This window comes from Streptomyces canus (assembly GCF_030816965.1).
Lineage (GTDB): Bacteria > Actinomycetota > Actinomycetes > Streptomycetales > Streptomycetaceae > Streptomyces > Streptomyces canus_E.
This window is the reverse complement of the sequence record NZ_JAUSYQ010000002.1, coordinates 5,977,158-5,998,879: the sequence shown is the minus strand read 5'-3', so window position 1 is coordinate 5,998,879 and position 21,722 is coordinate 5,977,158. Positions and strand designations below refer to the sequence as shown.

The following is a 21,722-nucleotide window of genomic DNA, read 5'->3' as shown; positions in this document are numbered from 1 at the left end:
GTCAGGCCGTGTACGCGCCGATCAGCAGACCCGCGTACGCCCCCGTGATCAGGAACGGCCCGAACGGGATCGCCGTCTTGCGTCCCGCCCTGCCCACCAGGACCAGGACACCGCCGTAGAGCGCGCCGAGCAGGAAGCCGGCGAAGGTGCCGAGGAGCACGGTGTCCCAGCCGTACCAGCCCAGGACCGCCCCCGCCCCGAGCGCCAGCTTCACATCGCCGAAGCCCATGCCGCCGGGGTTGATCCGCCACAGCACCCAGTAGCCCGCGCCGAGCGCGAGGGCGCCGAACAGGGCGTTCGGCCAGTTCCCGGCGTGCTCGGGCACCAGCGCCACCGCCCCGAGCAGGGCGAGTGCGGCGGCCGCGAGGGGGAGGGTGAGCGGGTCGGGCAGTCGTCGTACGCGCAGGTCGATGACGGCGAGCAGGACGCCCACGGGGGCGAGCAGCAGCCAGACGGCGATCTCCGGGTGGGTGCCGGTGGCGCCGGCGAGAGCGGCGCAGAGGAGGGCGGTGACGGTGGAGAGGACAGGGGTGCTGGGACCGTACGACTGCTGTGTGCCGCATGTCCGGCACCTCGCCCACCCGAGCCGGCCGCCCAGCGGGTGCCCGTCGGGGCAGGTCTCCCGCCACGGTTCCCCGGGCGGGACGGAGTAGCGGTAGGCGGCGCGCGGCAGCAGCGAACCCGCCGCCGCTCCCCACAGTGCGGCTACGGCGACAAGCAGCTCCGTCACCGCTCGACCTTCGACATCCGCGCCTCGGGGTATCCCTCGGCCTCGCTCTCCGACGTGTACTTGAGGTCGCCGCCCACCGCGGTGAGGCGGACGGTGTGGGCGGTGGGGTTGCAGCCGGCGTGGTTGTCCTTCGCGCCGACGGCCGTGGTGACCAGCTCCGTCTCGGTGACCTGCTTCAGCGTGAGGACGTCGGTGCACTCGGCCCCGATCGCGTCGGTCTGCTGCAGCCGGCCCAACTCCTCGCCGACGCTCACCTTCTTGACGGTGATCCGGAAGGTCCCCATCGGCAGGCTCCCGCCGAGACCGCTGCCCTGCCCCTCCCAGGTGCCGAGATAGCGGGCGGGGACCTCGGAAGGCCCGCTCGGCGCCGCGCTGGACGGCGGGGAGGACGCGGAAGGCGCGGAGGACGCCGAGGGCAGGGAGGCCGACGGTACGGAGCTCGGGGCCGAGGAGTAGGCGTCGTTGCCGGGTCTGGAACTCGCCGAGTCGTCCTCGCCGCGCCCCGGCAGCAGGTCGAACAGGAACACCGACCCCACGGTCACGGCTGCCAGTGCCCCCGCGACCGCGAGCGCCACGGTGCAACTCAGCCGACGCCCGCGCCCGTTGTCGCCGGGCGCGGAGGCGGCGGCCACGGAGACGGAGAGCCGCCCGGGGCCGGGACGCCGGTCGGAGGGCACCACCGTCTCGTGCGGCGCCGCGTCCCGGGGTTCGGGCACAAAGGGCGCGCCCGTGGGTGCCGTCGGCGTGACCGGGAACGCCGGGGGCCCTGCCGCGGCAGCCGGAGGCACCCCCGCGGACACCACCGGCATCACCGGCGGCGGCCCGAACGCACCGGCCGAGCCCACGGACCCGACCGACCCGCCCGAACCCGAGGGGCCACCGGGACCGGACGACCCACCCGAACCCGACGCTCCACCCGAACCCGATGAGCCCACCGAACCTGACGCTCCACCCGAAGCTGACGACCCGCCCGAGCCCGACGCCCCGCCGGACCCAAACGGCCCACCCGCCCCGGACAAACCCCCCGTCTCCAGCGAAGCCCCTTCCACCGAAGGGCTGCTGAACCCCACCACTCCCGACGGGGGCTGCCCCGTCGCCTCGAGGTTCAGCAGCTGTACGGCACTGCGCCCCACCTGCTCGACCAGCGCCCCCGGCAGCCATCCCGCCGCCACCAGCCGAGCCGCCCCCTCAGGGGCGAGCCGTCGGGCCAGCTCCTCCGGAGCCGGCCGCTCCTGCGCCGACTTGGACAGGCAGGCCCCCACGAGGTCCCGCAACTCGCCGGTCAGCGATCCGAGTTCGGGCTCCTCGTGGACCACCTTGTAGAGGAGGGAGGCCGAGGAGTCCCCCGGGAAGGGCGGTACCCCCGTCGCCGCGTACGCCAGCACCGCGCCCAGGGAGAAGACGTCCGCCGCGCCCGACACCCCCTTGCTCAGAATCTGTTCGGGGGACATGTAGCCCGGCGAGCCGATGGAGACGCCGGTGGAGGTCAGGGACGCGGTGCCGTCGGTGGCGCGTGCGATGCCGAAGTCGATGAGGAGGGGGCCGTCGACGGTGAGCAGGACGTTGGAGGGCTTCACGTCCCGGTGGACCAGCCCCAGTCCGTGCACGGCCGCGAGCGCCTCGGCAAGCCCCGCCCCCAGGACTCGTACGGAATGCTCGGGCAGCGGACCCCCGTCCATGACCGCCGAGGCCAGGGAAGGGCCCGCCGCATACCCCGTGGCGACCCACGGCACCGCCGCCTCCGGGTCCGCGTCGAGGACCGGCGCGGTCCAGGCCCCGCCCACTCTCCGCGCCGCGTCGACCTCGCGGCGGAAACGGGCGCGGAACTCCTCGTCGAGCGCGAAGTGCGGGTGCACGATCTTGACGGCGACCGTGCGGCCCCCGGCGCTGCGGCCCAGATAGACCCGGCCCATGCCGCCGGAACCCAGTCGGCCGAGCAGCCGGTAGGGCCCCACGGCGGTGGGTTCGTCGACTCCCAGCGGCTGCATACCGGCCTCCCCCATAAGGTGCAGATGCAGATTAGGGCTGAAGCAGTTCCACCTTCACGTCAGCGGGGAAACCCGTCGTCGGCCCCACCCTCCGCGCGAACTCCGTGACCGCCGCCAACTGCGGGCCTCCGAACCGGAAGTCCAGCGTCGTGAAGTACTTCGCCAGGACCTCTTCGTCGAAGTCCTCCCAGCGGGCCGCCTGCTCCGCGACCTTGCCGACCTCCTCCAGGGAGAGGTTCCGGGAGGCGAGGAAGGCCTCGTGGACCTTGCGGGTGATGACCGGCTCGCGTTCGAGATAGTCCCGCCGGGCGGCCCAGACCGCGAAGACGAACGGCAGCCCCGTCCACTCCTTCCAGAGTGAGCCGAGGTCGTGCACCTCGAGGCCGAAGCGCGGGCCGTCGAGGAGGTTCGCCCGCAGGGCCGCGTCTCCGATGAGTACGGCCGCCTCCGCCTCCTGCATCATCAGGCTGAGGTCGGGCGGGCAGGTGTAGTAGTCGGGCCGGACGCCGTAGCGCTCGGCGAGGAGGAGCTGGGCGAGGCGTACGGAGGTGCGCGAGGTCGACCCGAGGGCCACCCTGGCGCCGTCCAGCTCGTCCAGCGGGACCTGCGAGACGATGACGCAGGACATGACCGGGCCGTCGCAGCCGACGGCGATGTCGGGGAAGGCGACCAGGTCGTCCGCGTTCCTGAGGAACTCGACGAGGGTGATGGGCCCGATGTCGAGGTCTCCCTGCACCAGCTTCTCGCTGAGCTTCTCCGGGGTGTCCTTCGTGAGCTCGAAGTCGAGGAGCGTGCCCGTCCTCGCGAGCCCCCAGTACAGGGGCAGGCAGTTCAGGAACTGGATGTGGCCGACGCGCGGCCGGGTGCGAGAATTGTCCACATCGCGACAGTAGACCCCTTGGGGTACGCTTCGGACTTCGGCCCCACAGTCAACCCCCCGCACGATCCTTCAAACGTCCGGGTGACGTGATCTTGGCCTCTATTGCTTTCGGCTGCCTGCATGCTAGGCTCGCCGCAAGTTGCAGTTTGGTTTCCCTTGCAGTACAGAGCCTGCGGAGCATGTAACCGCAGGCTCTAGTCGTTTTCAGACATATGCAGTTGTGCGGCACTGTTTTCACACTTGCAGGTTCTGGAGCAGGGCAACCCTTTTGGGCCCAAGGAGGGCTTATGGCTACCGGAACCGTGAAGTGGTTCAACGCCGAAAAGGGCTTTGGCTTCATCGCCCAGGAGGGCGGCGGCCCCGACGTCTTCGTCCACTACTCCGCGATCAACGCGAGCGGTTTCCGTTCGCTGGAGGAGAACCAGCAGGTCTCCTTCGACGTGACCCAGGGCCCGAAGGGCCCGCAGGCGGAGAACGTCACCCCCGTCTGAGCGATCCCGTCTCATTGGCGATCCAGCCTCTGATCCGGACCTGAAAGCAGTACCCAAGGAGCCCCGCGCCGCACGGTAGCGGGGCTCCTGCCTTTGCCTTCACACGTGCTGCATGACGAGCACGAACGTCGTGCCGGGGGCGAGCGCCTCGTACGAATGGGCCACATCTCCCCGATAGGTCATGTAGTCGCCGGGCTCCAACTCGACCTCCTCCCCCACCGGTCCGGCCTTCACCCTCCCCGTGCCCACGATCAGATGCTCCACGGTCCCCGGAATATGCGGCTCCGATTCCCGCACGGCCCCGGGTTCGGCCCGCAGGTGGTAGATGTCCCGTCGCGCTCCGGGCGGGCTCGCGGAGAGCAGGGTGGCCGCGTACTCGGCTTTCTCGGAGGCCACGGTCGGCCCCTGTCCGGCCCTGATCACCCGCACGGACGGCGCCGGCGGCTCCACCAGGGCACTGAACGGCACCCCGAGCGCCACCCCCAGCGCCCACAGGGTCTCCACGCTCGGGTTCCCGCTCGCCGCCTCCAGCTGGGACAGCGTGGACTTCGCGATTCCGGCGCGCTTGGCCAGCTCGGAGAGGGAGATCCCGGCGCGGGTGCGCTCGCGACGCAGAGAGGTGGCGATCCAGTCCAGGGGGAGCCGGGGCGGGGGGCTGTCGGGCATACTGTTCGCTCCATCGGTATGATCGTTCGCCTTGACGAACAGTGCGGCTACCGTCCAGTCTAGTGAACATGCGTACGACAGAGCGAACAGCCTTGGTCCGTGACAGTGCGCTCGTCTGGCTCGCGAGCGGAGTCGTGGGGCTCTCCTTCGGCGCGATCGCCGTCACCGGCGGTCTGCCGGTGTGGGTGCCGGTGGTGATGTCCCTGATGGTGTACGCGGGCTCCGCCCAGTTCAGTGCGGTCGGGGTGCTGCTGGCCGGGGGCGGCCCGGTCGCCGCGGCGGTCACCGGCCTGCTGCTCAACACCCGTACGGCCGCCTTCAGTCTCGCGGTCGCGGACGTCCTCGGCCCGGGGCGGGTCGCCCGTCTCCTCGGCGCGCACCTGGTCACCGACGAGACGGTGGCCTTCGCCCTCGCCCAGCCGGATCCCGCGCGGCGCCGGGCGGCCTTCTGGGTCTCCGGGCTCGGCCTGTTCGCCGTGTGGAACACCGGCGTCCTGGTCGGCGCCCTCGCCGGGGACGCCTTGGGCGACACCGGCACCTACGGCCTGGACGCAGCCTTCCCCGCCGTCCTCGTCGCCCTGGTGCTGCCCGCCCTGCGCGAGTCCTTGGCGATACGACGGTCCGCGCTGCTCGGCGCCGCGCTCGCCCTGGCGGTGACGCCGGCGGTCCCGGCGGGGGTGCCGGTGCTGGTGGCGCTGGCGGGGCTGGTCCTGCACGGCGGCAGGAGGCCGGCGTGAGCGCGACGGTCGCCATGATTCTGGCGCTGGCGGTGGGGACGTATGCCTTCCGGCTGGTGGGGCCGGTGCTGCACGGGCGGGTGGAACTGCCGGAGCGGGTCCAGGAGTTGCTGGGCGCGGGTGCCGTCGTCCTGCTGGTGGCGCTGCTGGCGACGGGGGCGCTGACGGAGGGCGGCGGTTTCGCGGGGTGGGCGCGGCCGGCCGGAGTCCTGGTGGGGGCCGTGCTGGCGTGGCGGAAGGCGCCGTTCGTGGTGGTGGTGCTGGGGGCGGCGGCGGCAACTGCCGTACTGCGGGCGGCCGGAGTCGCCTGAGTGTCAGTGGGGGCCGCTAGGGTCCCCGGCCATGACCGACACCGACTTCGTGACCGCCACCCGCACCTTCTACGACACCGTCGCCGAGGACTACGCCGAGCAGTTCCGGGACGTTCTCACCGTCAGTCCACTGGACCGGGTCCTGCTGGAGGGGTTCGCCGAGTTGGTGGGGGACAGCGGACGGGTCGCCGACCTGGGCTGCGGGCCCGGGCGGGTCACGGGATACCTGGCCTCCCTCGGGCTGTCCGTCTTCGGGCTCGACCTGTCGGAGTCGATGCTGGCCATCGCCCGCCGGGAGAACCCGGGGCTGCGGTTCGAGCGGGGCTCGATGCTGGAACTGGATCTTCCGGACGGGGCGCTCGCCGGTGCCGTGTCCTGGTACTCGTCCATCCACACCCCTGTGGACGAACTCCCCCGTCTGTTCGCCGAGTTCCACCGCGTGCTGGCACCGGACGGGCACCTCCTCGTCGCCTTCCAGGCCGGCGACGAGGACCGGCATCACGACCGGCCCTGGGGGCGCCCCGTCGCACTGACCTTCCTGAGGCGGCAGCCGGAGCAGATCATCGGGTTGCTCCGGGCGGCCGGGTTCGCGCTCGTCTCGCGGACGGTGCGCGAACCCTGCCCCGAGGAGGTGTCGCAGCAGGCGTTTCTGATCGCTCGCCGCGACTAGATCACCCCCGCGATGTCCCGGGCCGCGATGTACCCGAAGGTCATCGCGGGACCGATCGTCGAGCCCGCGCCCGCGCCCGCGTAACTGTGGCCCATGACAGCCGCGCTGGCGTTCCCGGCGGCGTACAGGCCGGGGACGACGGAGCCGTCGGGCCGCAGGACGCGCGCGCGGGCGTCGGTCACCAGGCCGCCCTTGGTCCCCAGGTCTCCCGGGACGAGCTTGAAGGCGTAGTACGGGGGCAGCCACAGCGGGGCCAGGCATGAGTTCGGGAGGACCGAGGGGTCTGTGTAGTAGTGGTCGTAGGCGCTGTCGCCGCGCCCGAAGTCCGGGTCGTCGCCCTTCACGGCAAGGGAGTTGAAGCGGTCGACGGTGGCGCGGAGGGCGGCGGCGGGGACGCCGATGGAGGCGGCCAGGGCGTCGACCGTCCAGGCCTTGTGGGCGGCGCCCGAGCCGTACCAGTCGTCGGGGAGGACGAAGGTCGGCGCGATGTCCTTGAAGAGGTACCGGTCGCGGTAGTTCTGGTCGACGATCAGCCAGGACGGGATGTCGGGGTCGGTCGGATTCCGGTCGTACATGGTGTGGACGACATCGCTGTACGGAGCGGCCTCGTTGACGAACCGCCGGCCTGCCGCGTTCACGATGAGCCCGCCGGGGAGGGTGCGTTCGGCGAGACAGAAGTACGGGTCGTCGGGGAGCGGGATGGCCGGCCCCCACCAGGCGTCGTCCATCAACGCCACATCGGCGCCGAGTCGCTGCCCGGCCCGGATGCCGTCCCCGGTGTTCTCCTTCGCCCCGACGGTCCACTCCGTGCCGATGGGCTGCCGCTGGTACTGCGCCCGCATCGCCGCGTTGTGCTCGAAGCCGCCGGAGCCGACGATCACGCCCCGGCGGGCACGGTAGAGCCCACCGGGGGTCACCGCTCCGGCGACGGCGCCCTTGTCGACGTGGAGCTCGGTGAGGGGGGTGTTGAGCCGGACGGCGACTCCGGCGTCCTGGAGTCCCTTCCGCAGCCCGGCCGCCAGCGACTGTCCCATGGTGAGCGGCGTCTGCCCGAGCAAGGCCGCCTTCGTGCCGCGCGCCAGGCACTCGGCGGCGACGGCGGCGCCCTCGACACTGACGGCGGACAGGGCGAGCCACTTGTAGTCGGCGCTGAACACGACCAGTCCGGCGGGGACTTCGAGGTACGGCGGGTTCAGGTGGGCGAGTTCGGCGCCGAGGAGTTTGCCGTCGAGCTGGTCGGGCTCGATGGAACGGCCGCCCGGCAGGCCGCCCGGGAGCTCCGGGTAGTAGTCGCTGTACCCCTCCATCCAGCGGAAGCGGAGCGGGCTGTTGGCCATGACGAAGGAGATCATGGCGGGCCCGTGCGCGAGGAAGGCCTGTTGGCGGCTGAGGGGAACGTCCGGGCCGACGACGGCGGCAAGGTAGGCAGCCGCCTTGGCCGGGGTGTCCGGGACGCCGGCGGCGAGGATGACGGGATTGTTGGGGATCCAGATCCCGGCCCCCGAACGGGCGGCGGATCCGCCGAAAGTGGGCGCCTTCTCGAGCACCACGGTGCTGAGGCCCTGCTTGGCGGCGGCGAGCGCGGCGGTCATGCCGGCGGCGCCGGAGCCGATGACGACGACGTCGTACGTCCCGATCGTCGGCAGGTCGGCGGCGCTCGCGCCCTGTTGCACCCCGGCGGCGACGGCCGCCCCGGCACCGGCGGCCAGCAGGTGTCTTCGGGTCACACTCATGGTCGGGTCCCCCTGCGGTTGGTATGGACGAAGGTCCGGAACGTCGCGCGGGGGTCTTGAGAAGTCAAGGGGTGTGCAGGACGGTGAGGGTGTCCCGCCAGGCGAGTTGGCTGAGGAGGGGCCGGAACCGGGTGAGCAGAGCGAGGAGTTCGGGCCCCCACCGCTCCCGGAAGGCCGGATCCCGGCGGGCGAGGTCGAGTTCGTTGGCGGCGGTGAGCTCGGCGAAGTCCCTGCGCAGGACGCGGGCGGGAGCGTACGTCCGCCCGGTGAACCGGTCCCGGAAGAGCGGCTCCAGGAGATGCGGGTACGTCGCCTCACGGTCGCAGCTCGCGTAGAAGTGCACGATCGCCTCGGCGTCCGGGCCGATCACGGACGCGAGTTCCGTGCGCCGGTCGAGCGGGAGCAGGGCGGTGGGGAAGCCGTCGGTGCCGTAGAAGGCGTGGCAGAGGCCGGCGAGTCGGAGGGCGGGGCGGGCGTCCCAGAGAGCCAGTTGCATGCGGACGCGTTCGAGGTGGGCGAGGAGGGTGCCGCCCGGGTGGGGGGTGCGGTCGGCGCCGAGCCGCCGTAAGAGGGCTCTGGCTTCGGCTGTGGCGGTCGCCTGCACGGGCACCGAACTCCTCAGCGGTAGGGGCGGGTTGGGTCGGCACCCGCTCCTCCCGGGTGTGGGAGCGGGTTGCCGCCCGGGCCCTGAGGAGATCGTCGTACGGGCGTCGGTCCGAGTCAATCCTAAGTATTTGTCACCTGACCCAAGTGTTAGCTTGGGGATCATGACCCTCGACGACCTGCGTGTCTTCGTGGCCGTGTGCCGCGCCGGAAGTCTCAGTGCGGTGGCCCGTGAGCTGGACTGCACGCAGTCCGCCGTAAGTCAGCACGTGAAGCGGCTGGAGCGGGAGACGGGGGTCAGTCTGCTGGAGCGGCAGCCTCGGGGGGTCGTACCGACGCAGGCGGGGCGGGTCCTGGAGGCGGCCGCGGCGGAAGGGATCACCGGGCTGGATCTCGCCCTGCGCCGGCTGCGCGAACTGGTCGACGGGGAGAGCGGTTCGGTCCGGGTGGCGACCGGCGCGACGACCGTACGGCACTTCATGTCGGACGCGGTGGTGGCCTTCCGGCAGCGACACCCGGACGTCAGCCTGGAGTTCAGGACCGAGGGCTCCAGCCGGGCCTGCTTCGACGCGCTGGCCGACAGCAGTCTCGACCTGGCGTGGATCACGCTCGGCGCGCCGGTGCGGGGCATAGAGCAGCGGCCGGTGAGGGAACTGCCGTGGGTGCTGGCGGTACGGGCCGACGACCCGCTTGCTTCACGGTCGTCCGTGGAGGCGGCCGAGCTTCAGGAACTCCGCCTGATCCGCCTCCCGCCGAACTCCACCTCCGCCGCCCATCTTGACGCGTCCTGCGCGGAGTTGGGCGTCCGGTTCGCCTTCGACACGAGCGTGGCGGACTGGGACACGGCGCTACTCCTGGCCGAGTTGGGCCTGGGGCGGGCGGTGGTGCCGTCGCTGCCGGGTCTGGACGTACCGGGCACCCGGGGGGATCTGCGGCTGGTGCCCCTCCCCGCCCTGCGTCCGCTGTCCGTGGGGTGGGCGGTACGGCGCTGGGACGCGCTTTCGCCGCTCGCGCGGGCGTTCGCGGACACAGTGGTGGCGAGGTGTCGCCGGTAGCCGGTAGTCCCGAACCGCTGCGGTGCGTGACTATTTCGCGCCACACTGTGAGGGCAACTGTCCGGTAACGACTCGTCAGCGGGGGAGAAATGGACGACGGCATTCCGACGAGCCCCGGCCGTGGGTACCACGCGGCAGACGGCGTGACGAAGGTGGAACTGCTCGTCATCCCCGATCCCGATCTCGATCCTGAGCAGGCCGAGCGCGTGCCCCGCAGACTGCGCGCCGAGATCGCCGCCCTCGACGTCGAGTCGATCGGCCACGCCCCCGCCGCCCCGGCCCCCGACGGCGCGAAGGGCACCGACGCGGTGACGGCCGGGGCGATCGTCGTCGCGCTGAGCGCGGCCGGCGGGGTGTTCCCCACGCTCATCGACACCGTGCGCGACTGGCTCGGCAGGAGTTCGGCGCGGCATCGGGTGTCGGTCACCATCGACGGCGACACGATCGAACTGGACTATGCGTCGGACGCCGAGCGCCAGGCCCTGATCGACGCGTACGTCCGTCGGCACACGGGCGGTTGACATGGGACGCCGTATCGCACTGCTGATCGCCACCTACGAGTACCAGGACACCGGGCTGCGGCAGCTGACCTCTCCGGCCCACGACGCGGAAGCGCTCGCCGAGGTGCTTCGGGACCCGGACATCGCAGGTTTCGAGGTGACCACACTCGTCAACCAGCCGCACCACGTCGTCGGCGAGGCCATCGGCGACTTCTACCGCGGCCGCCGCAGCGACGATCTCGCCCTCCTCTACTTCACGGGCCACGGGCTCAAGGACCAGGAAGGGCGGCTGTATCTGGCGATGTCCAACTCCCGGCGCGACAGCCTGCTGTTCACCGCGCTGTCCGCCGAACAGCTCGACCGGGCGATCGAGGGCTGCGTCTCCCGGCAGAAGGTACTGATCCTCGACTGCTGCTATGCCGGAGCGTTCGGGGCACGGGGCACAAAGGGGGACACCTCGATCCAGGCGCTGGAGCGTTTCCAGGGCCGCGGCCGCACAGTGCTGACCGCGACGGACGCGACGCAGTACTCGTTCGAGGGCAACGAGGCTCACGGTCACGCGGCACAGTCGGTGTTCACCCGCCACCTGGTGGAGGGCCTTCGCGACGGCAGCGCGGATCTCGACGGCGACGGGGACATCACCCTCGACGAGCTCTACAGCTACGTCCACGACCGGGTCGTCGAGGAAATGCCGCAGCAGCGGCCCAAGAGGCAGGACAACGTTGAGGGCCGCACGGTCATCGCCAGCAACATCAACTGGACGCTTCCCGCGTACCTGCGCAATGCCATCGGCAGCCCCCTGGCCCAAGACCGGCTCGGCGCTCTCGACGGGCTCGTCCACCTGCATCGCATCGGCAACGACCGGGTACGCACGGCGGTTGCCGAGGAGCTTCGCCACCTCACCGACGACGACAGCAAGCTGGTGTCGCGGGCGGCGGCCGAGCGGCTGCGGGCCCTTGTCGCACCTCCGGATGCGGTACAGGTGGTCGAGCCCGCGCCGCGGCCCGCGCAACCAACGACACCGCAGGCCGTACCGCCCCCGGCACCGGAGCGAGCGCCTGAGCCACCACCGCAGCCCACGCCTCAGCCCCGACCCCACCCCGCGCAACCAGCACGGTCAGGAGCAGCGTCCAGGCGTCCTCCGTCCGCGTCGCCACCGGTCCCGGCAACGGAACGACCGTCCGCGCCCCCGCCCAGACCGGCGCCCACGAGGTCACTCGCCCTTCCCCGCAGCCGCAGGGCCAGGGTCGTCCTCGCAGGTGCCACCGCCCTGGCGGTGGCGGTCACTGTCGTCTCGCTGGTCCTCGCCTACGGTGGAGGAGACTCCGACTCCTCCTCTTCGGGCTCCAAGGCGATGGCTTCGGCCAGCTCGATTTCGCCCAGCAAGACCCTCTCCGGAGCCGGCACGGACGTCGAGTTCAGCGCCGACGGCAAGACACTGGTGACGAGCGACGGCGAAACCGTGAAGGCATGGCAAGGAAGCATGACCGAGCCCTCGCTCTCCCTGTCCAAGCGGAGTTTCAGAGCCCTCAGCCCTGACGGCCGGCTCATGGCCACCGAGTTCAGCGACGGCAAGGCCGGGAACGGCGAAGAAGTCGCAGTGCGCGACCTGGACACGGGCGACACGACCACCCTGCACACCGACGCGGGAAGTCTCGTCGCCGCGTTCAGTCCCGACGGCAAGACGCTCGCCACCGCGCGAACCACCGTCGCCGAGGAGAGCCTGGACACCCCGGTACGCCTGTGGAACACCGAGACCGGCAAGCTCCGCCTCACGCTCACCGGCCACACCAACGGCGTCGGTTCCATGGACTTCACTCCCGACGGCAAGGTCCTCGTCACCGCGAGCACCGACCACACGGTACGGCTGTGGAACCCGGCCACCGGCAAGTCGACGCGCACCCTCGGCGGTGGCGCGGACGACTACGTCTACAACATGGTCCTGAGCCCCGACGGCACGACGATCGCCACCTGGGGCGGCACCGCCTCGACCCAGCTGTGGAACAGGGCGACCGGCGAGCGGACCATCGACGTCGGCTCCCCGGGCGGCGGGGTGTTCAGCCCCGACAGCACGCTCTTCGCCTACTCGAGCGGTACCGGTGTACGGCTGAGAAGCGTGGACCCGACGGTCGACTCCGACCAGACGGCCCGCGGCGGCGTAGGACGGCCATTCCGGTTCAGCCCGGACAGCAAGACCATCGCCACGAACACGTACGGCTCCAACGACCCGGCCGTACTGGTGTGGGACGTGACCACCGGCGTGCACACCGCCACCCTGCCCGGCGGGTCCCGGAAGCTGACGAGCCTCGCGTTCACCCCGAACGGCCAGACTCTCGCCACGGCGGACGAGGGCGGGACCGTGAGCCTGTGGAAGGTTCCCTGAGAGGGCGGCAAGCCAAACTGAGGCCCCTCAGTCACTCCGCCCAGCAGATCCTTCCCTCGGTGACGGAGGGCGCCCCACCGGACTCCAGCAGGTCGGCCAAGGGCTGGAGAAAAGCACCGAGAGACGGCAGGTGGGAACTCGGGTAGTCGCCCTCGCTGTAGCTCAGGAGGGAGGGTGAGCCAGGAGGGTTCTGCCTATCCAGAAGGATTCCGTACGGCCCGTCGCTCTTCTCCATGATCGGGATCCAGGGCACTTTCCAGTAGTCACCGTCCCCGATGTCCCGGGCGATGTGCAGGTACTCCGCGTGCTGGTCGGCCATCTCCCGGCAGCCGAGGAACCGCATACCGTCCGGGAAGATGACCGAGTCACGGTGCGGGAGGCGGGCGATCCCCCCGCCAGGTATGGGCCTCTCGGAATCCTTCGCCGTACTGCCGTTGTTCATGCGGAGCCAGACCTCGAGTACGTCCGGGATCTCAAAGCCCAGACTCTCGTTCAGGCGCGCTACCTCCTCCCCCGAAGCTCCTGGACGAAGGGCCTCTGCACTGGCCGGAGCGTGCCTTTGAAGCCAACCGACGATGCGCTCCCACGCAGAGGCAACCTCGTCGGCCTGCGGCATGTCGGCACACCCTTCCCTTTCCATGTGTTGTCAGTCCCACATCATCACCCGAGCCCGATCTCGGCCCACACCGTCTTGCCGACGTCCCGCTCCGTGACGCCCCAGGTGTCGGCGAGGAGGGTGACGAGGATCAGTCCCCGGCCGTGTTCGCCCTCCTCGTCGTCGACGTACCGGAGCCGGCGGTCGCCTCGTGGGTCGCTCACCTCGATACGGAGCGTGTTCCCCGGGAGCAGGAGGAGGCGCAGCTCGAAGTCCCTTCCGGGTACGCGGCCGTGGGTCACCGCGTTGGCGGCGAGCTCGGCGACGAGGTGCTGCGCGGTGTCGTTGACGTCGGTGTCGTGGAGGTGTCCCCATGCCGTGAGCTGGGTGGCCGTGAGTCTGCGGGCCAAGCGGGCGCCTCGCGGGGTGGCGCTCAGACGCTGGGTCAGTTCGTCGGTGGGGGTGGAGATTTCGGCGTTCACGTGACTGAGCGTGGTGGGTTGTCTCTACGCTGACCAGGTGCGACCCGGCGACGCTGAGTAGTTGTACGGGTGCTGTCGGTTCGGTGTACGGGTTGTCGCGTGGGAGGGGTGAGGCGGGTGGGTGAGCGGAGGCCGGAGACGCCTGCGGAGGCGGACGGGACGGCGGGGTTGTTCGTCGCGCTGGGCAAGATGATGAAGCTTTTGCGGGAGCGGAAGGGGCTGACGCAGAAGGAGTTCGGGGAGCTGGTGGGATACGGCCCGGACGCGGTCTCCTCCATGGAGAGGGGCGTGCGGACGCTTCGGCCGGAGGTCCTGATCAAGGCGGACGAACTGTTGGACGCCGGGGGCCTGTTGAAGGAGGTCCTCCCCGAGGTTGAGGAGGCGATGGCGAAGACTCGGACTCGGCATCCGGAGTGGTACCGGAGTTACGCCGGGTTGGAGGCGGAAGCGGTCTCCCTCTACGACTACAGCACGATGGGTGTGCTGGGCCTGCTCCAGACGGAGGACTACGCCCGGGCCGTGTTCACGCAACGGCACCCGCCGCTGGACGAGGAGACCATCGAGAAGCGTGTCGCCGACCGGCTCTCCCGTCAGCAGCTCTTCGAGAAGTGGCCGCCGCCGGAGTGCAGCTTCGTCCTCGAACAGGCCGTGCTGGAGCGGCCGATCGGTGGACCCGCGGTGCAGGCGGATCAGCTTCGGCGGTTGCTGCACATCGGGCGTCTGCGGAACGTCCAGCTTCAGGTGATGCCGACGGGACGGACCGAACACCCCTGCCTGGACAACTCATTCACCCTGCTCACTCCCAAAGGCAAGGAGCAAGTGGTGTACATGGAGAGTCAGGGGTACCCACGGCTGATCACTGACCGGGAAGAGGTACGCATCCTTGCCGCCCGCTATGGGATCATCCGAGCTCAGGCCCTCAACCCGCACGAGTCCCTGGACTTCATCGAGAAGATGCTGGAAGAACGATGACCATAGAGAAGCTGAACTGGTTCAAGTCGAGCTACAGCAGCGGCGAGGGCGGCCAGTGCCTGGAAGTCGCCGTAACCCCCCACACCATCCACCTCCGCGACTCCAAGCACCCCACCAGCCCTCACCTCACCCTCTCCCCCACGGCCTGGTCGGCCTTCCTCTCCCCTACTGCGGGAACGCGGCCACCACGTTGAGTTCCCGGGCACCGGTCGCCGTGATGCCGGAACCGGTGCCGGGAAGCAGCACGCTCGGGTCGTAGGAGTTGTTCGACACCAGCAGGTCCTTGTCGCCGTCGCGGTCGATGTCGCGAAGGCGGACGAGGGAACCGAAGCTCTCGTACTCGCGGGGGTCCCCGGGGACGCCCGCCGTCGCGCGGGTGAACCACTGGGAGTTCTTGCCGGTCAGGCCGGACTTTCCGCCGCGCAGGACGTGGACGCCGCCGGCGTCCTCCATCGAGCCGACCTTCTCGGAATACACGCCGACCGCCAGGTCCGGGTAGCCGTCGCCGTTGGTGTCCCCGGCGGAGAGGTCGGAGCCGAAGTAGTCGCGCGTCGTAGCGGCCGTGGCAACGCCCGCGGTGGACTGCGTGAGCCGGTACTTCGTCGTCGGGCCGGTGCTGCCGCCGCGCCAGACGACCACCGAGCCCGCCTTGTTGTTGTAGCGGGTGTCGCTGACCGCGAGGTCGCCGTAGCCGTCCTTGTCGAAGTCGGCGACGACACCGGTGGGGCTGTAGTCGGGGGTCGAGCCGTTGACGACGGTGACCTTGCCGGGCTTGATGGTGGAGCCGCCCCGCAGGAACCACGCGTCCTGGGTCATCTTGTCGTTGTGGTAGCCCTGGCCCAGGAGATAGAGATCGGTCGCCTTGTCCTTGGTGACCTTGCCGGCGACCATGCCGGTGGGCTCGAGAATGCCGTCGCGGGTGTGCTTGGTGACCTTGCCCGTCGTGCCGGACTTGGCGAAGCCGCCGCGGTAGACGTAGACGGAGTCGATGGCGTTGGCGATGGCCAGGTCGGCCTTGCCGTCGCCGTTGAAGTCACCGGTCTCTATCTCCTTCCCGAAGCCCTGGTCGGAGCGGGCGGTGACCTTGAGGCGGGTGGCGTCGGTACCGGTGAGACCGGTCTTCCTGCCCCACAGAATGGTGACCGCGCCGGAGCCCGCCTTGCCGCTCACCTTCTCCGTGAAGTCGGCGACGGCGAGGTCGGCGTATCCGTCGCGGTTGAGGTCGGCGCTGGCGATGTCCTCGCCGAACGCGTCGCCGTAGCCGCCCGCGTCACCGGCGGTTCCCGGGATACCCGCGCTGGACTGCGTGAACGTCTTTGTGGTGGTGCCGGGGCCGGTGGCCGTCCCGTACGTCACGGCGACCTCACCACCGAGGCCGGCGACGGCGTAGTCGCGGTAGCCGTCCCCGTTGAAGTCATCGGCGAACTTCGCCGGGGTGGCCGCACTCGCGGCGCCCACAGAGAGGGTGAGCAGCCCGCCGGTCAGGGACACGGCGGTGGCCGTGGCGAGCGCCAGGCGGAGGTTGGTGCGCGTGAACATGTGTCTCCTGCGGTGATCATGGCTCGGGCAAGGAGGAGACTCGCTGCGGCGGGTAATGGTTGTACCAAGTCGGCGCTCTCCCATGCAGATCTCGGCCCACACGGTCTTGCCGACATCCCGCCCTCTGAAGCCCCAGGTGCGGGTGAGGAGGGTGACGAGGATCAGGCCTCGGCCGTACTCGCCGTACTCCTCCGGCTCGGTGGCGAAACGGAGTCGGCGGCCGTGAACGCGAAGGTCAGCGAACAGACAGGAATTGGTCAAGACCTCTCCTGGCCCTCTGGTCACACAAGAGGTACCCGGGTTCACTGCGCCGCATGAGACGACCTCTCCCGCCTTCCCTGCGGCGCACCGCCGCCCTCCTCACCGCCGCCCTCGCCTCGTTCGCCCTCGCGGCGGGCACGGCGGCCGCCGACACCCCCGTGCCCGTCGAGTTCGGCACGGACTACCACGACCCCGTCACCGCCGCCCCGCCGATCAGCACCCCGCACACCAAGGCCTGTTCGGTCACGGTCGCGCAGGCGCAGTTCAAGGACTTCACGCCGTACACGGGGACGTACACGCCGCCGACCGGCTGCGGGGCACCGGGGCGGTGGTCGAAGGTCGTGCTGCGGATGGACGGGAACGTGAAGGGGCGGCAGTACGACCGGCTGGGGTATCTGGACATCGGTGGGGTGCAGGTGTTCCGGACGTCCACCCCGGAGCCCTCGCAGGACGGGATCAACTGGTCCGTCCAGAAGGACGTCACCGAGTACAAGAAGACGCTGAGCAGCGCTCAGTCCGTCGACATGCTCATCGGCAACGTCGTCAACGACACGTACACGGGCATCCTCGACGTCAAGGTGACGCTCACCTTCTACGCGCCCGAGCACAAGAACACGACCACCACCGCTCCCGACCAGGTCATCCCCCTCAGCGACGGTGACAGCGTCACCACCGGCGCCTCCCTCACCGTCCCCCGCAACTCCGAGCGCGTCCTCGCCGAGGTGTACGCGACCGGCTCCGGGGGCGGCTGCGAGGAGTTCTGGTACTCGGCGACCACGCCCTCGGCGTCGTACTCCTGCCAGGGCGGGGACGACGGGCCGTACCGCGAAGTTCAGGTGAGCGTGGACGGGAAGGTCGCCGGGATCGCGTCGCCTTACCCGAACGTGTGGACCGGCGGCTGGTCGCCCTACCTCTGGTCGGTGATTCCGTCCCCGACCGCCTTCGACGTGCGTCCGCTCACCTTCGACCTGACCCCGTTCGCGGGGCTGCTCAACGACGGCAAGGCGCACACCGTGGACGTCAAGGTGCTCGGAGTTCCGGCCGGGCAGACCGGGTGGAGCGCGCCGACCAACGTCCTGGTGTGGCAGGACGCCCACAAGTCGGTGGTGACGGGGGCTGTGACGTCGTATCGGAAGGCCGACCCGGCGGTGGACAACACCTACACCGACGGCTCGCTGCGGCACCTCGTGACCTCCGGCAAGGACCACCTGAAGGTCAGCGGGTATCTGAACACCTCCCACGGCCGGGTCACCACGACCGTCGAGCGCACGCTCACCACGGCGATCGACCACCAGTGGACACCCGACGAGAACACGGACGACCAGACCGGCACCTGGACCGACCACCAACTCGTCACGTCCAACGGCCACTTGTCCCGCACCGACCGCACCTACACCCTCGACGGCCGCGCCACCATCGACAGCGCCAACCGGCTGCGGGTCGTCATGTCCGTGGGTGACCACGCCCGGTCGGGCGCCACCCGCATCGACGACACCTACCACGGCGACGCCACCTTCACCCTCGGCGTGGCCCGCGAGGAACGGCACGCGGTCGCCACCACGAGCGAGCGGTACCGGCTCCGGGCCCCCGGCACCTGCTACGACCACACGCTCGGGACGGAGCAGGGCGTGCTGACGAAGGACGTACGCGGCTGCTGAGGAGGACCGGCAGCCCCGTACGTCCGTACGCCTCCTTGTGGCTCAGCGCTCGTACAGCCCCTCGATCTCCCCAGCGAAGTCCCGCATGACCGCCTCCCGGCGCAGTTTCATCGACGGGGTCAGATGGCCCGCCGCCTCGGTGAGGTCGGTCGGCAGGACGGTGAAGCGGCGGATGGACTCGGGGCGGGAGACCATCTTGTTCGCCTCGTCCACCGCGCGTTGCAGGACCGTCCTCAACTCCTCGTCGTTGATGAGGAGTTCCACGGGAACGGGATGTTTGCCGTTCATCTGGCGCCAGTGGTTGACGCCGTCCATGTCCAGGCTGATCAGGGCCGAGATGTAGGGGCGGCGGTCACCGAGGACCATGCACTGGGAGATCAGGGGGTGCGAGCGGAGCCAGTTCTCCAGCGGGGCCGGGGCGACGTTCTTGCCGCCCGCCGTGATCAGGATCTCCTTCTTGCGGCCCGTGATCGTCAGATAGCCCTCGTCGTCCAGCTGTCCGATGTCCCCGGTCGGGAACCAGCCGTCGGCCGAGGCGGGGGCCACCCCCTCGCCGTACGGGTCCCAGTAACCCCGGAACACCTGACCGCCGTTCAGCAGGATCTCGCCGTCCGCCGCGATGCGGACCCGGGTGCCCGGGATGGGCCAGCCGACCGTGCCCAGGCGGGGCTTCAGGGGAGGCGTGCAGGTCGCGGCCCCCGTCGACTCCGTCAGGCCGTAGCCCTCGTAGATCTCCATGCCCGCGCCCGCGTAGAACGCGGCGAGACGGCGGCCGAGCGGGGAGCCGCCGGAGATGATGTGCCGGATCCTGCCACCCATGGCGTTGCGGATACGGCGGTACACGAGCGGGTCGTAGAAGGTGCGGGCCGCTCTGAGGGCGGCGCCCGGCCCGGAGCCGGTGCCCGCGTGGCGGGTCTCCATCGCCTCGCCGTAGCGGACGGCGACGTTGGTCGCGCGGTCGAAGACCGTCACCCGGCCGCCGCTCTCCGCCTTGGCGCGGGCGTTGTTGAAGACCTTCTCCAGCATGTAGGGGATCACGAGCAGGAAGGTCGGCTTGAAGCTGCTCAGGTCGGCCAGCAGGTCCTCGGCCTGGAGACTCGGCGCGTGACCGAGGCGGACGCGGGCGCGGACGCAGGCGACGGCCACCATGCGGCCGAAGACGTGCGAGATGGGCAGGAAGAGAAGGGTCGCCAGATCCGCCTCGTCCGACTTCGACTTGAAGACCGGGTAGAGGAGCTCGATCGCGTTGTCGACCTCGGCGAGGAAGTTGCCGTGGCTGAGCACGCAGCCCTTGGGGCGGCCCGTGGTGCCGGAGGTGTAGACGACGGTGGCGACCGTGCCCGGGCCCAGCATCCCGCGCCGTACGCCGATCTCCTGGTCGGGGACGGCCTGGCCGAGCTCCCCCAGACGCTCCACATGGCCCTTCTCCATGATCCACATGTGCCGCAGGTCGGGAAGGCGGCTGAGCTCGGGGCCGAGGGCGGCGGCCTGGCCGGCGGTCTCCGTCACCAGGGCGACCGCGCCGGAGTCCTGGAGGATGAAACGGGTCTGGAAGACGGAGGACGTGGGGTAGATGGGGACCGTCACCAGGCCCGCGGCCCAGGCGGCGAAGTCGAGGAGCGTCCACTCGTACGTCGTGCGCGCCATGATCGCGACCCGGTCGCCCGGCATCAGGCCCTCCGAGATCAGGCCCTTGGCCACGGCCAGCACCTGCCGCGCGAACTCCGCCGCCGTCAGATCGACCCAGCGGCCGTCCTCCGTACGGCGGCTCATCACCCGCTGCTCCGGCGCCGCCTCGGCGTTGTCGAAGGGCAGGTCGGCGAGCGAGCCATGGGTCAGCGGCGGGACCAGCGGCGGCACCGACACCTCGCGGACCTCGCCGTCCAGCCGCACGATCTCGGGTTCCACGAGCACGGGTGCGCCGTCGTAGTCGTGACCGGACACGTACGAGAGGGACATGGTCAGCTCCTGGGACGTGCAGCTCGGTAACGTTCCGCTGCATGAGGTACGCAGGGGACGTACCGGGGCGTTCACCCGCGAGTGCGCCTGGAAGGGTTACCTGGGGTTAGGACGGTGATCCTAAGTGGCTCAAGTGGGGGGTCTGTGCGGGTTCGTTGATGGTCCGGAGCCGGGACTGTGCAACCTCGACCGCAAAGTGAGACTTTGTCAGCTATCCATGCTTACGGCCGCTCCAGAATCGCCGTCACCCCTTGTCCGCCCGCCGCGCACACCGAGATCAGACCGCGGCCGGGGCCGCCCCGCTCGGCCAGCAGCTTCGCGAGCGTGGCCACGATCCGCGCACCGGTCGCGGCGAAGGGATGCCCGGTGGCGAGGGAGGATCCGGTGACGTTGAGGCGGGCCCGGTCCACCGGGGCCAGGCCCCGCTTCTCCCAGGCCGCGAGGGTCGCCAGGACCTGGGAGGCGAAGGCCTCGTGGATCTCGACCAGGTCGAAGTCGTCCATGCCGAGACCGGCTCGCTCCAGCATGCGGGGGACGGCGTACGCGGGGGCCATGAGCAGGCCGTCCTCTCCCTGCACGACATCCCCTTGTACGAAGTCCACGGCCGCCGTCTCGTACGCCGTGAGGTAGGCCAGCACCTCCAGACCGCGCGCCTCGGCCCACTCCTGCGACGCCAGCAGCACGACCGCCGCGCCGTCCGTCAGGGGGGTCGAGTTCCCGGCCGTCATGGTCGGTTCGGGGTCCTTGAGCCCGAACACCGGTCTGAGCGCGGCGAGTTTGTCGGCCGTCGAATCAGGACGGAGGTTCTGGTCGCGGGCCAGCCCGCGAAAGGGAACCACCAACTCTTGGAAGAAGCCGCGTTCGTACGCCGCTGCCAGCCGCTGGTGACTCGTCGCCGCCAGCTCGTCCTGGGCCTCCCGCGTCACGCCCCACGCGCGGGCGGTGACGGCCGCGTGCTCGCCCATGGACAGGCCGGTGCGGGGTTCGGCGTTGCGGGGGATGTCGGGAACGAGGTGGGTCGGACGGATGCGCGCGAGCGCCTTCAGGCGGGCGCCGGCCGACTTCGCGCGCCGGGCCTCCAGCAGGATGCGGCGCAGGTCGTCGTTGACGCCGAGCGGCGCGTCGCTCGCGGTGTCCGCGCCGCCCGCGATCGCGGATTCCGTCTGCCCCAGGGCGATCTTGTTGGCGGCGGCGATGACGGCCTGGAGGCCGGTCCCACAGGCCTGCTGGATGTCGTACCCCGGGGTGCGCGGGTCCAGTTCCGAGCCGAGGACCGTCTCGCGGGCGAGGTTGAAGTCGCGGCTGTGCTTGAGGACGGCACCCGCGACGAACTCCCCTACCGCGCCGGGGCCCTGGAGCCCCTGGCGTTCGACGAGGGCGTCGAGGACGGCGGTGAGCATGTCCTGGTTCGAGGCGGTGGCGTACGGGCCGTCCGAGCGGGCGAAGGGGACGCGGGCACCGGCGACGATCGCCACGCGCCGGGCGACCGGCGGCTTCAGGGGGCTCATT

At 70.6% G+C, this 21,722-nt stretch carries 21 protein-coding genes; 10 read left to right on the top strand and 11 right to left on the bottom strand.

Annotated elements, in window-relative coordinates; genetic code table 11:
- Position 1: 1 nt before the first annotated feature.
- Genes QF027_RS28625 through QF027_RS28615 form a run of 3 tightly spaced genes read right to left on the bottom strand, consistent with a single transcriptional unit; the run spans position 2 to position 3,598 of the window.
- The gene (locus QF027_RS28625) at positions 2-730 is read right to left on the bottom strand and encodes a prepilin peptidase (protein ID WP_306977754.1); all 729 of its coding nucleotides are present in this window, start codon (positions 728-730) and stop codon (positions 2-4) included.
- Positions 727-2,718 carry a serine/threonine-protein kinase gene (locus tag QF027_RS28620; protein WP_307077959.1) on the bottom strand — a complete coding sequence of 664 codons (1,992 nt, stop codon included), beginning with the start codon at positions 2,716-2,718 and terminating at the stop codon, positions 727-729. The genes QF027_RS28625 and QF027_RS28620 overlap by 4 nt, the downstream gene beginning before the upstream one ends.
- A gap of 31 nt (positions 2,719-2,749) precedes the next feature.
- Positions 2,750-3,598, bottom strand: a complete 849-nt coding sequence (locus tag QF027_RS28615; RefSeq protein WP_307077958.1) for a menaquinone biosynthetic enzyme MqnA/MqnD family protein — start codon at positions 3,596-3,598, stop codon at positions 2,750-2,752.
- Positions 3,599-3,885: 287 nt separating this feature from the next.
- Here QF027_RS28615 and QF027_RS28610 point away from each other — a divergent pair, with 287 nt between their 5' ends.
- Entirely contained in the window at positions 3,886-4,089 is a 204-nt protein-coding gene (locus QF027_RS28610) for a cold-shock protein (protein ID WP_003992177.1), read from the top strand.
- Between the two features lie 99 nt (positions 4,090-4,188).
- On the opposite strand, the gene QF027_RS28605 is transcribed toward QF027_RS28610, so the two are convergent.
- Positions 4,189-4,755, bottom strand: coding sequence for a helix-turn-helix domain-containing protein (locus QF027_RS28605; protein ID WP_307077955.1), 567 nt, complete (start codon positions 4,753-4,755; stop codon positions 4,189-4,191).
- A gap of 68 nt (positions 4,756-4,823) precedes the next feature.
- Here QF027_RS28605 and QF027_RS28600 point away from each other — a divergent pair, with 68 nt between their 5' ends.
- From QF027_RS28600 to QF027_RS28590, 3 genes are read left to right on the top strand one after another with little or no spacing between them, the layout of a single operon-like run.
- Positions 4,824-5,492 (top strand): AzlC family ABC transporter permease, encoded by a 669-nt coding sequence (locus QF027_RS28600; RefSeq protein ID WP_307077953.1) that lies wholly within the window; start codon positions 4,824-4,826, stop codon positions 5,490-5,492.
- Positions 5,489-5,803 carry an AzlD domain-containing protein gene (locus QF027_RS28595; protein ID WP_307077951.1) on the top strand — a complete coding sequence of 105 codons (315 nt, stop codon included), beginning with the start codon at positions 5,489-5,491 and terminating at the stop codon, positions 5,801-5,803. The genes QF027_RS28600 and QF027_RS28595 overlap by 4 nt, the downstream gene beginning before the upstream one ends.
- Before the next feature lie 31 nt (positions 5,804-5,834).
- Positions 5,835-6,473 carry a class I SAM-dependent methyltransferase gene (locus tag QF027_RS28590; RefSeq protein ID WP_307077949.1) on the top strand — a complete coding sequence of 213 codons (639 nt, stop codon included), beginning with the start codon at positions 5,835-5,837 and terminating at the stop codon, positions 6,471-6,473.
- On the opposite strand, the gene kstD is transcribed toward QF027_RS28590, so the two are convergent.
- Both kstD and QF027_RS28580 read right to left on the bottom strand, forming a co-directional pair.
- Positions 6,470-8,206: a 3-oxosteroid 1-dehydrogenase gene (gene kstD / locus QF027_RS28585; RefSeq protein ID WP_307077948.1), complete on the bottom strand. Its 1,737-nt coding sequence runs from the start codon at positions 8,204-8,206 to the stop codon at positions 6,470-6,472. The two genes, QF027_RS28590 and kstD, sit on opposite strands and share 4 nt — an antisense overlap.
- A gap of 64 nt (positions 8,207-8,270) precedes the next feature.
- Positions 8,271-8,816, bottom strand: coding sequence for a DUF6817 domain-containing protein (locus QF027_RS28580; RefSeq protein ID WP_306977771.1), 546 nt, complete (start codon positions 8,814-8,816; stop codon positions 8,271-8,273).
- A 157-nt stretch (positions 8,817-8,973) separates the two neighbouring features.
- Here QF027_RS28580 and QF027_RS28575 point away from each other — a divergent pair, with 157 nt between their 5' ends.
- From QF027_RS28575 to QF027_RS28565, 3 genes are all read left to right on the top strand, one after another.
- A complete protein-coding gene (locus QF027_RS28575; protein WP_307077945.1) occupies positions 8,974-9,864 on the top strand; it encodes a LysR family transcriptional regulator in 891 nt (296 codons plus the stop codon).
- Positions 9,865-9,953: 89 nt separating this feature from the next.
- A complete protein-coding gene (locus QF027_RS28570) occupies positions 9,954-10,385 on the top strand; it encodes an effector-associated constant component EACC1 (RefSeq protein WP_307077941.1) in 432 nt (143 codons plus the stop codon).
- Between the two features lies 1 nt (position 10,386).
- Positions 10,387-12,747 carry a caspase, EACC1-associated type gene (locus QF027_RS28565; protein ID WP_306977777.1) on the top strand — a complete coding sequence of 787 codons (2,361 nt, stop codon included), beginning with the start codon at positions 10,387-10,389 and terminating at the stop codon, positions 12,745-12,747.
- Between the two features lie 31 nt (positions 12,748-12,778).
- Here QF027_RS28565 and QF027_RS28560 read toward each other — a convergent pair whose 3' ends face one another.
- Together QF027_RS28560 and QF027_RS28555 are read right to left on the bottom strand one after the other, a co-directional pair.
- The gene (locus QF027_RS28560) at positions 12,779-13,363 is read right to left on the bottom strand and encodes an SMI1/KNR4 family protein (RefSeq protein WP_307077939.1); all 585 of its coding nucleotides are present in this window, start codon (positions 13,361-13,363) and stop codon (positions 12,779-12,781) included.
- 44 nt (positions 13,364-13,407) lie between these two features.
- A complete protein-coding gene (locus QF027_RS28555) occupies positions 13,408-13,824 on the bottom strand; it encodes an ATP-binding protein (RefSeq protein ID WP_307077937.1) in 417 nt (138 codons plus the stop codon).
- Positions 13,825-13,941: 117 nt separating this feature from the next.
- Between QF027_RS28555 and QF027_RS28550 the strand changes: the two genes are divergently transcribed.
- Both QF027_RS28550 and QF027_RS28545 read left to right on the top strand, forming a co-directional pair.
- The gene (locus QF027_RS28550) at positions 13,942-14,796 is read left to right on the top strand and encodes a helix-turn-helix domain-containing protein (protein ID WP_307077935.1); all 855 of its coding nucleotides are present in this window, start codon (positions 13,942-13,944) and stop codon (positions 14,794-14,796) included.
- Entirely contained in the window at positions 14,793-14,990 is a 198-nt protein-coding gene (locus tag QF027_RS28545; RefSeq protein WP_307077933.1) for a DUF397 domain-containing protein, read from the top strand. Before QF027_RS28550 ends, QF027_RS28545 begins: the two co-directional genes overlap by 4 nt.
- Here the strand turns inward: QF027_RS28545 and QF027_RS28540 are convergent.
- Complete coding sequence (locus tag QF027_RS28540) at positions 14,962-16,596, bottom strand: FG-GAP-like repeat-containing protein (protein WP_307077931.1); 1,635 nt, start codon at positions 16,594-16,596, stop codon at positions 14,962-14,964. The genes QF027_RS28545 and QF027_RS28540 overlap by 29 nt on opposite strands.
- 53 nt (positions 16,597-16,649) lie before the next feature.
- Here QF027_RS28540 and QF027_RS28535 point away from each other — a divergent pair, with 53 nt between their 5' ends.
- Entirely contained in the window at positions 16,650-18,254 is a 1,605-nt protein-coding gene (locus QF027_RS28535) for a peptide-N4-asparagine amidase (protein WP_307077929.1), read from the top strand.
- A gap of 42 nt (positions 18,255-18,296) precedes the next feature.
- Here QF027_RS28535 and QF027_RS28530 read toward each other — a convergent pair whose 3' ends face one another.
- Positions 18,297-20,213 (bottom strand): AMP-dependent synthetase/ligase, encoded by a 1,917-nt coding sequence (locus QF027_RS28530; protein WP_307077927.1) that lies wholly within the window; start codon positions 20,211-20,213, stop codon positions 18,297-18,299.
- A 221-nt stretch (positions 20,214-20,434) separates the two neighbouring features.
- On the bottom strand, positions 20,435-21,721 hold the full coding sequence (locus QF027_RS28525; protein WP_307077925.1) for an acetyl-CoA C-acetyltransferase: 1,287 nt from the start codon (positions 21,719-21,721) through the stop codon (positions 20,435-20,437).
- Position 21,722: the final 1 nt, after the last annotated feature.

Bases quoted from the DNA above. Each gene is read 5' to 3' on its own strand.
- QF027_RS28620 (WP_307077959.1), bottom strand. From the start codon at position 2,718: ATGCAGCCGCTGGGAGTCGACGAACCCACCGCCGTGGGGCCCTACCGG.
- QF027_RS28610 (WP_003992177.1), top strand. From the start codon at position 3,886: ATGGCTACCGGAACCGTGAAGTGGTTCAACGCCGAAAAGGGCTTTGGC.
- QF027_RS28605 (WP_307077955.1), bottom strand. From the start codon at position 4,755: ATGCCCGACAGCCCCCCGCCCCGGCTCCCCCTGGACTGGATCGCCACC.
- QF027_RS28600 (WP_307077953.1), top strand. From the start codon at position 4,824: ATGCGTACGACAGAGCGAACAGCCTTGGTCCGTGACAGTGCGCTCGTC.
- QF027_RS28590 (WP_307077949.1), top strand. From the start codon at position 5,835: ATGACCGACACCGACTTCGTGACCGCCACCCGCACCTTCTACGACACC.
- kstD (WP_307077948.1), bottom strand. From the start codon at position 8,206: ATGAGTGTGACCCGAAGACACCTGCTGGCCGCCGGTGCCGGGGCGGCC.
- QF027_RS28575 (WP_307077945.1), top strand. From the start codon at position 8,974: ATGACCCTCGACGACCTGCGTGTCTTCGTGGCCGTGTGCCGCGCCGGA.
- QF027_RS28570 (WP_307077941.1), top strand. From the start codon at position 9,954: ATGGACGACGGCATTCCGACGAGCCCCGGCCGTGGGTACCACGCGGCA.
- QF027_RS28565 (WP_306977777.1), top strand. From the start codon at position 10,387: ATGGGACGCCGTATCGCACTGCTGATCGCCACCTACGAGTACCAGGAC.
- QF027_RS28560 (WP_307077939.1), bottom strand. From the start codon at position 13,363: ATGCCGCAGGCCGACGAGGTTGCCTCTGCGTGGGAGCGCATCGTCGGT.
- QF027_RS28545 (WP_307077933.1), top strand. From the start codon at position 14,793: ATGACCATAGAGAAGCTGAACTGGTTCAAGTCGAGCTACAGCAGCGGC.
- QF027_RS28535 (WP_307077929.1), top strand. From the start codon at position 16,650: ATGAGACGACCTCTCCCGCCTTCCCTGCGGCGCACCGCCGCCCTCCTC.
- QF027_RS28530 (WP_307077927.1), bottom strand. From the start codon at position 20,213: ATGTCCCTCTCGTACGTGTCCGGTCACGACTACGACGGCGCACCCGTG.
- QF027_RS28525 (WP_307077925.1), bottom strand. From the start codon at position 21,721: ATGAGCCCCCTGAAGCCGCCGGTCGCCCGGCGCGTGGCGATCGTCGCC.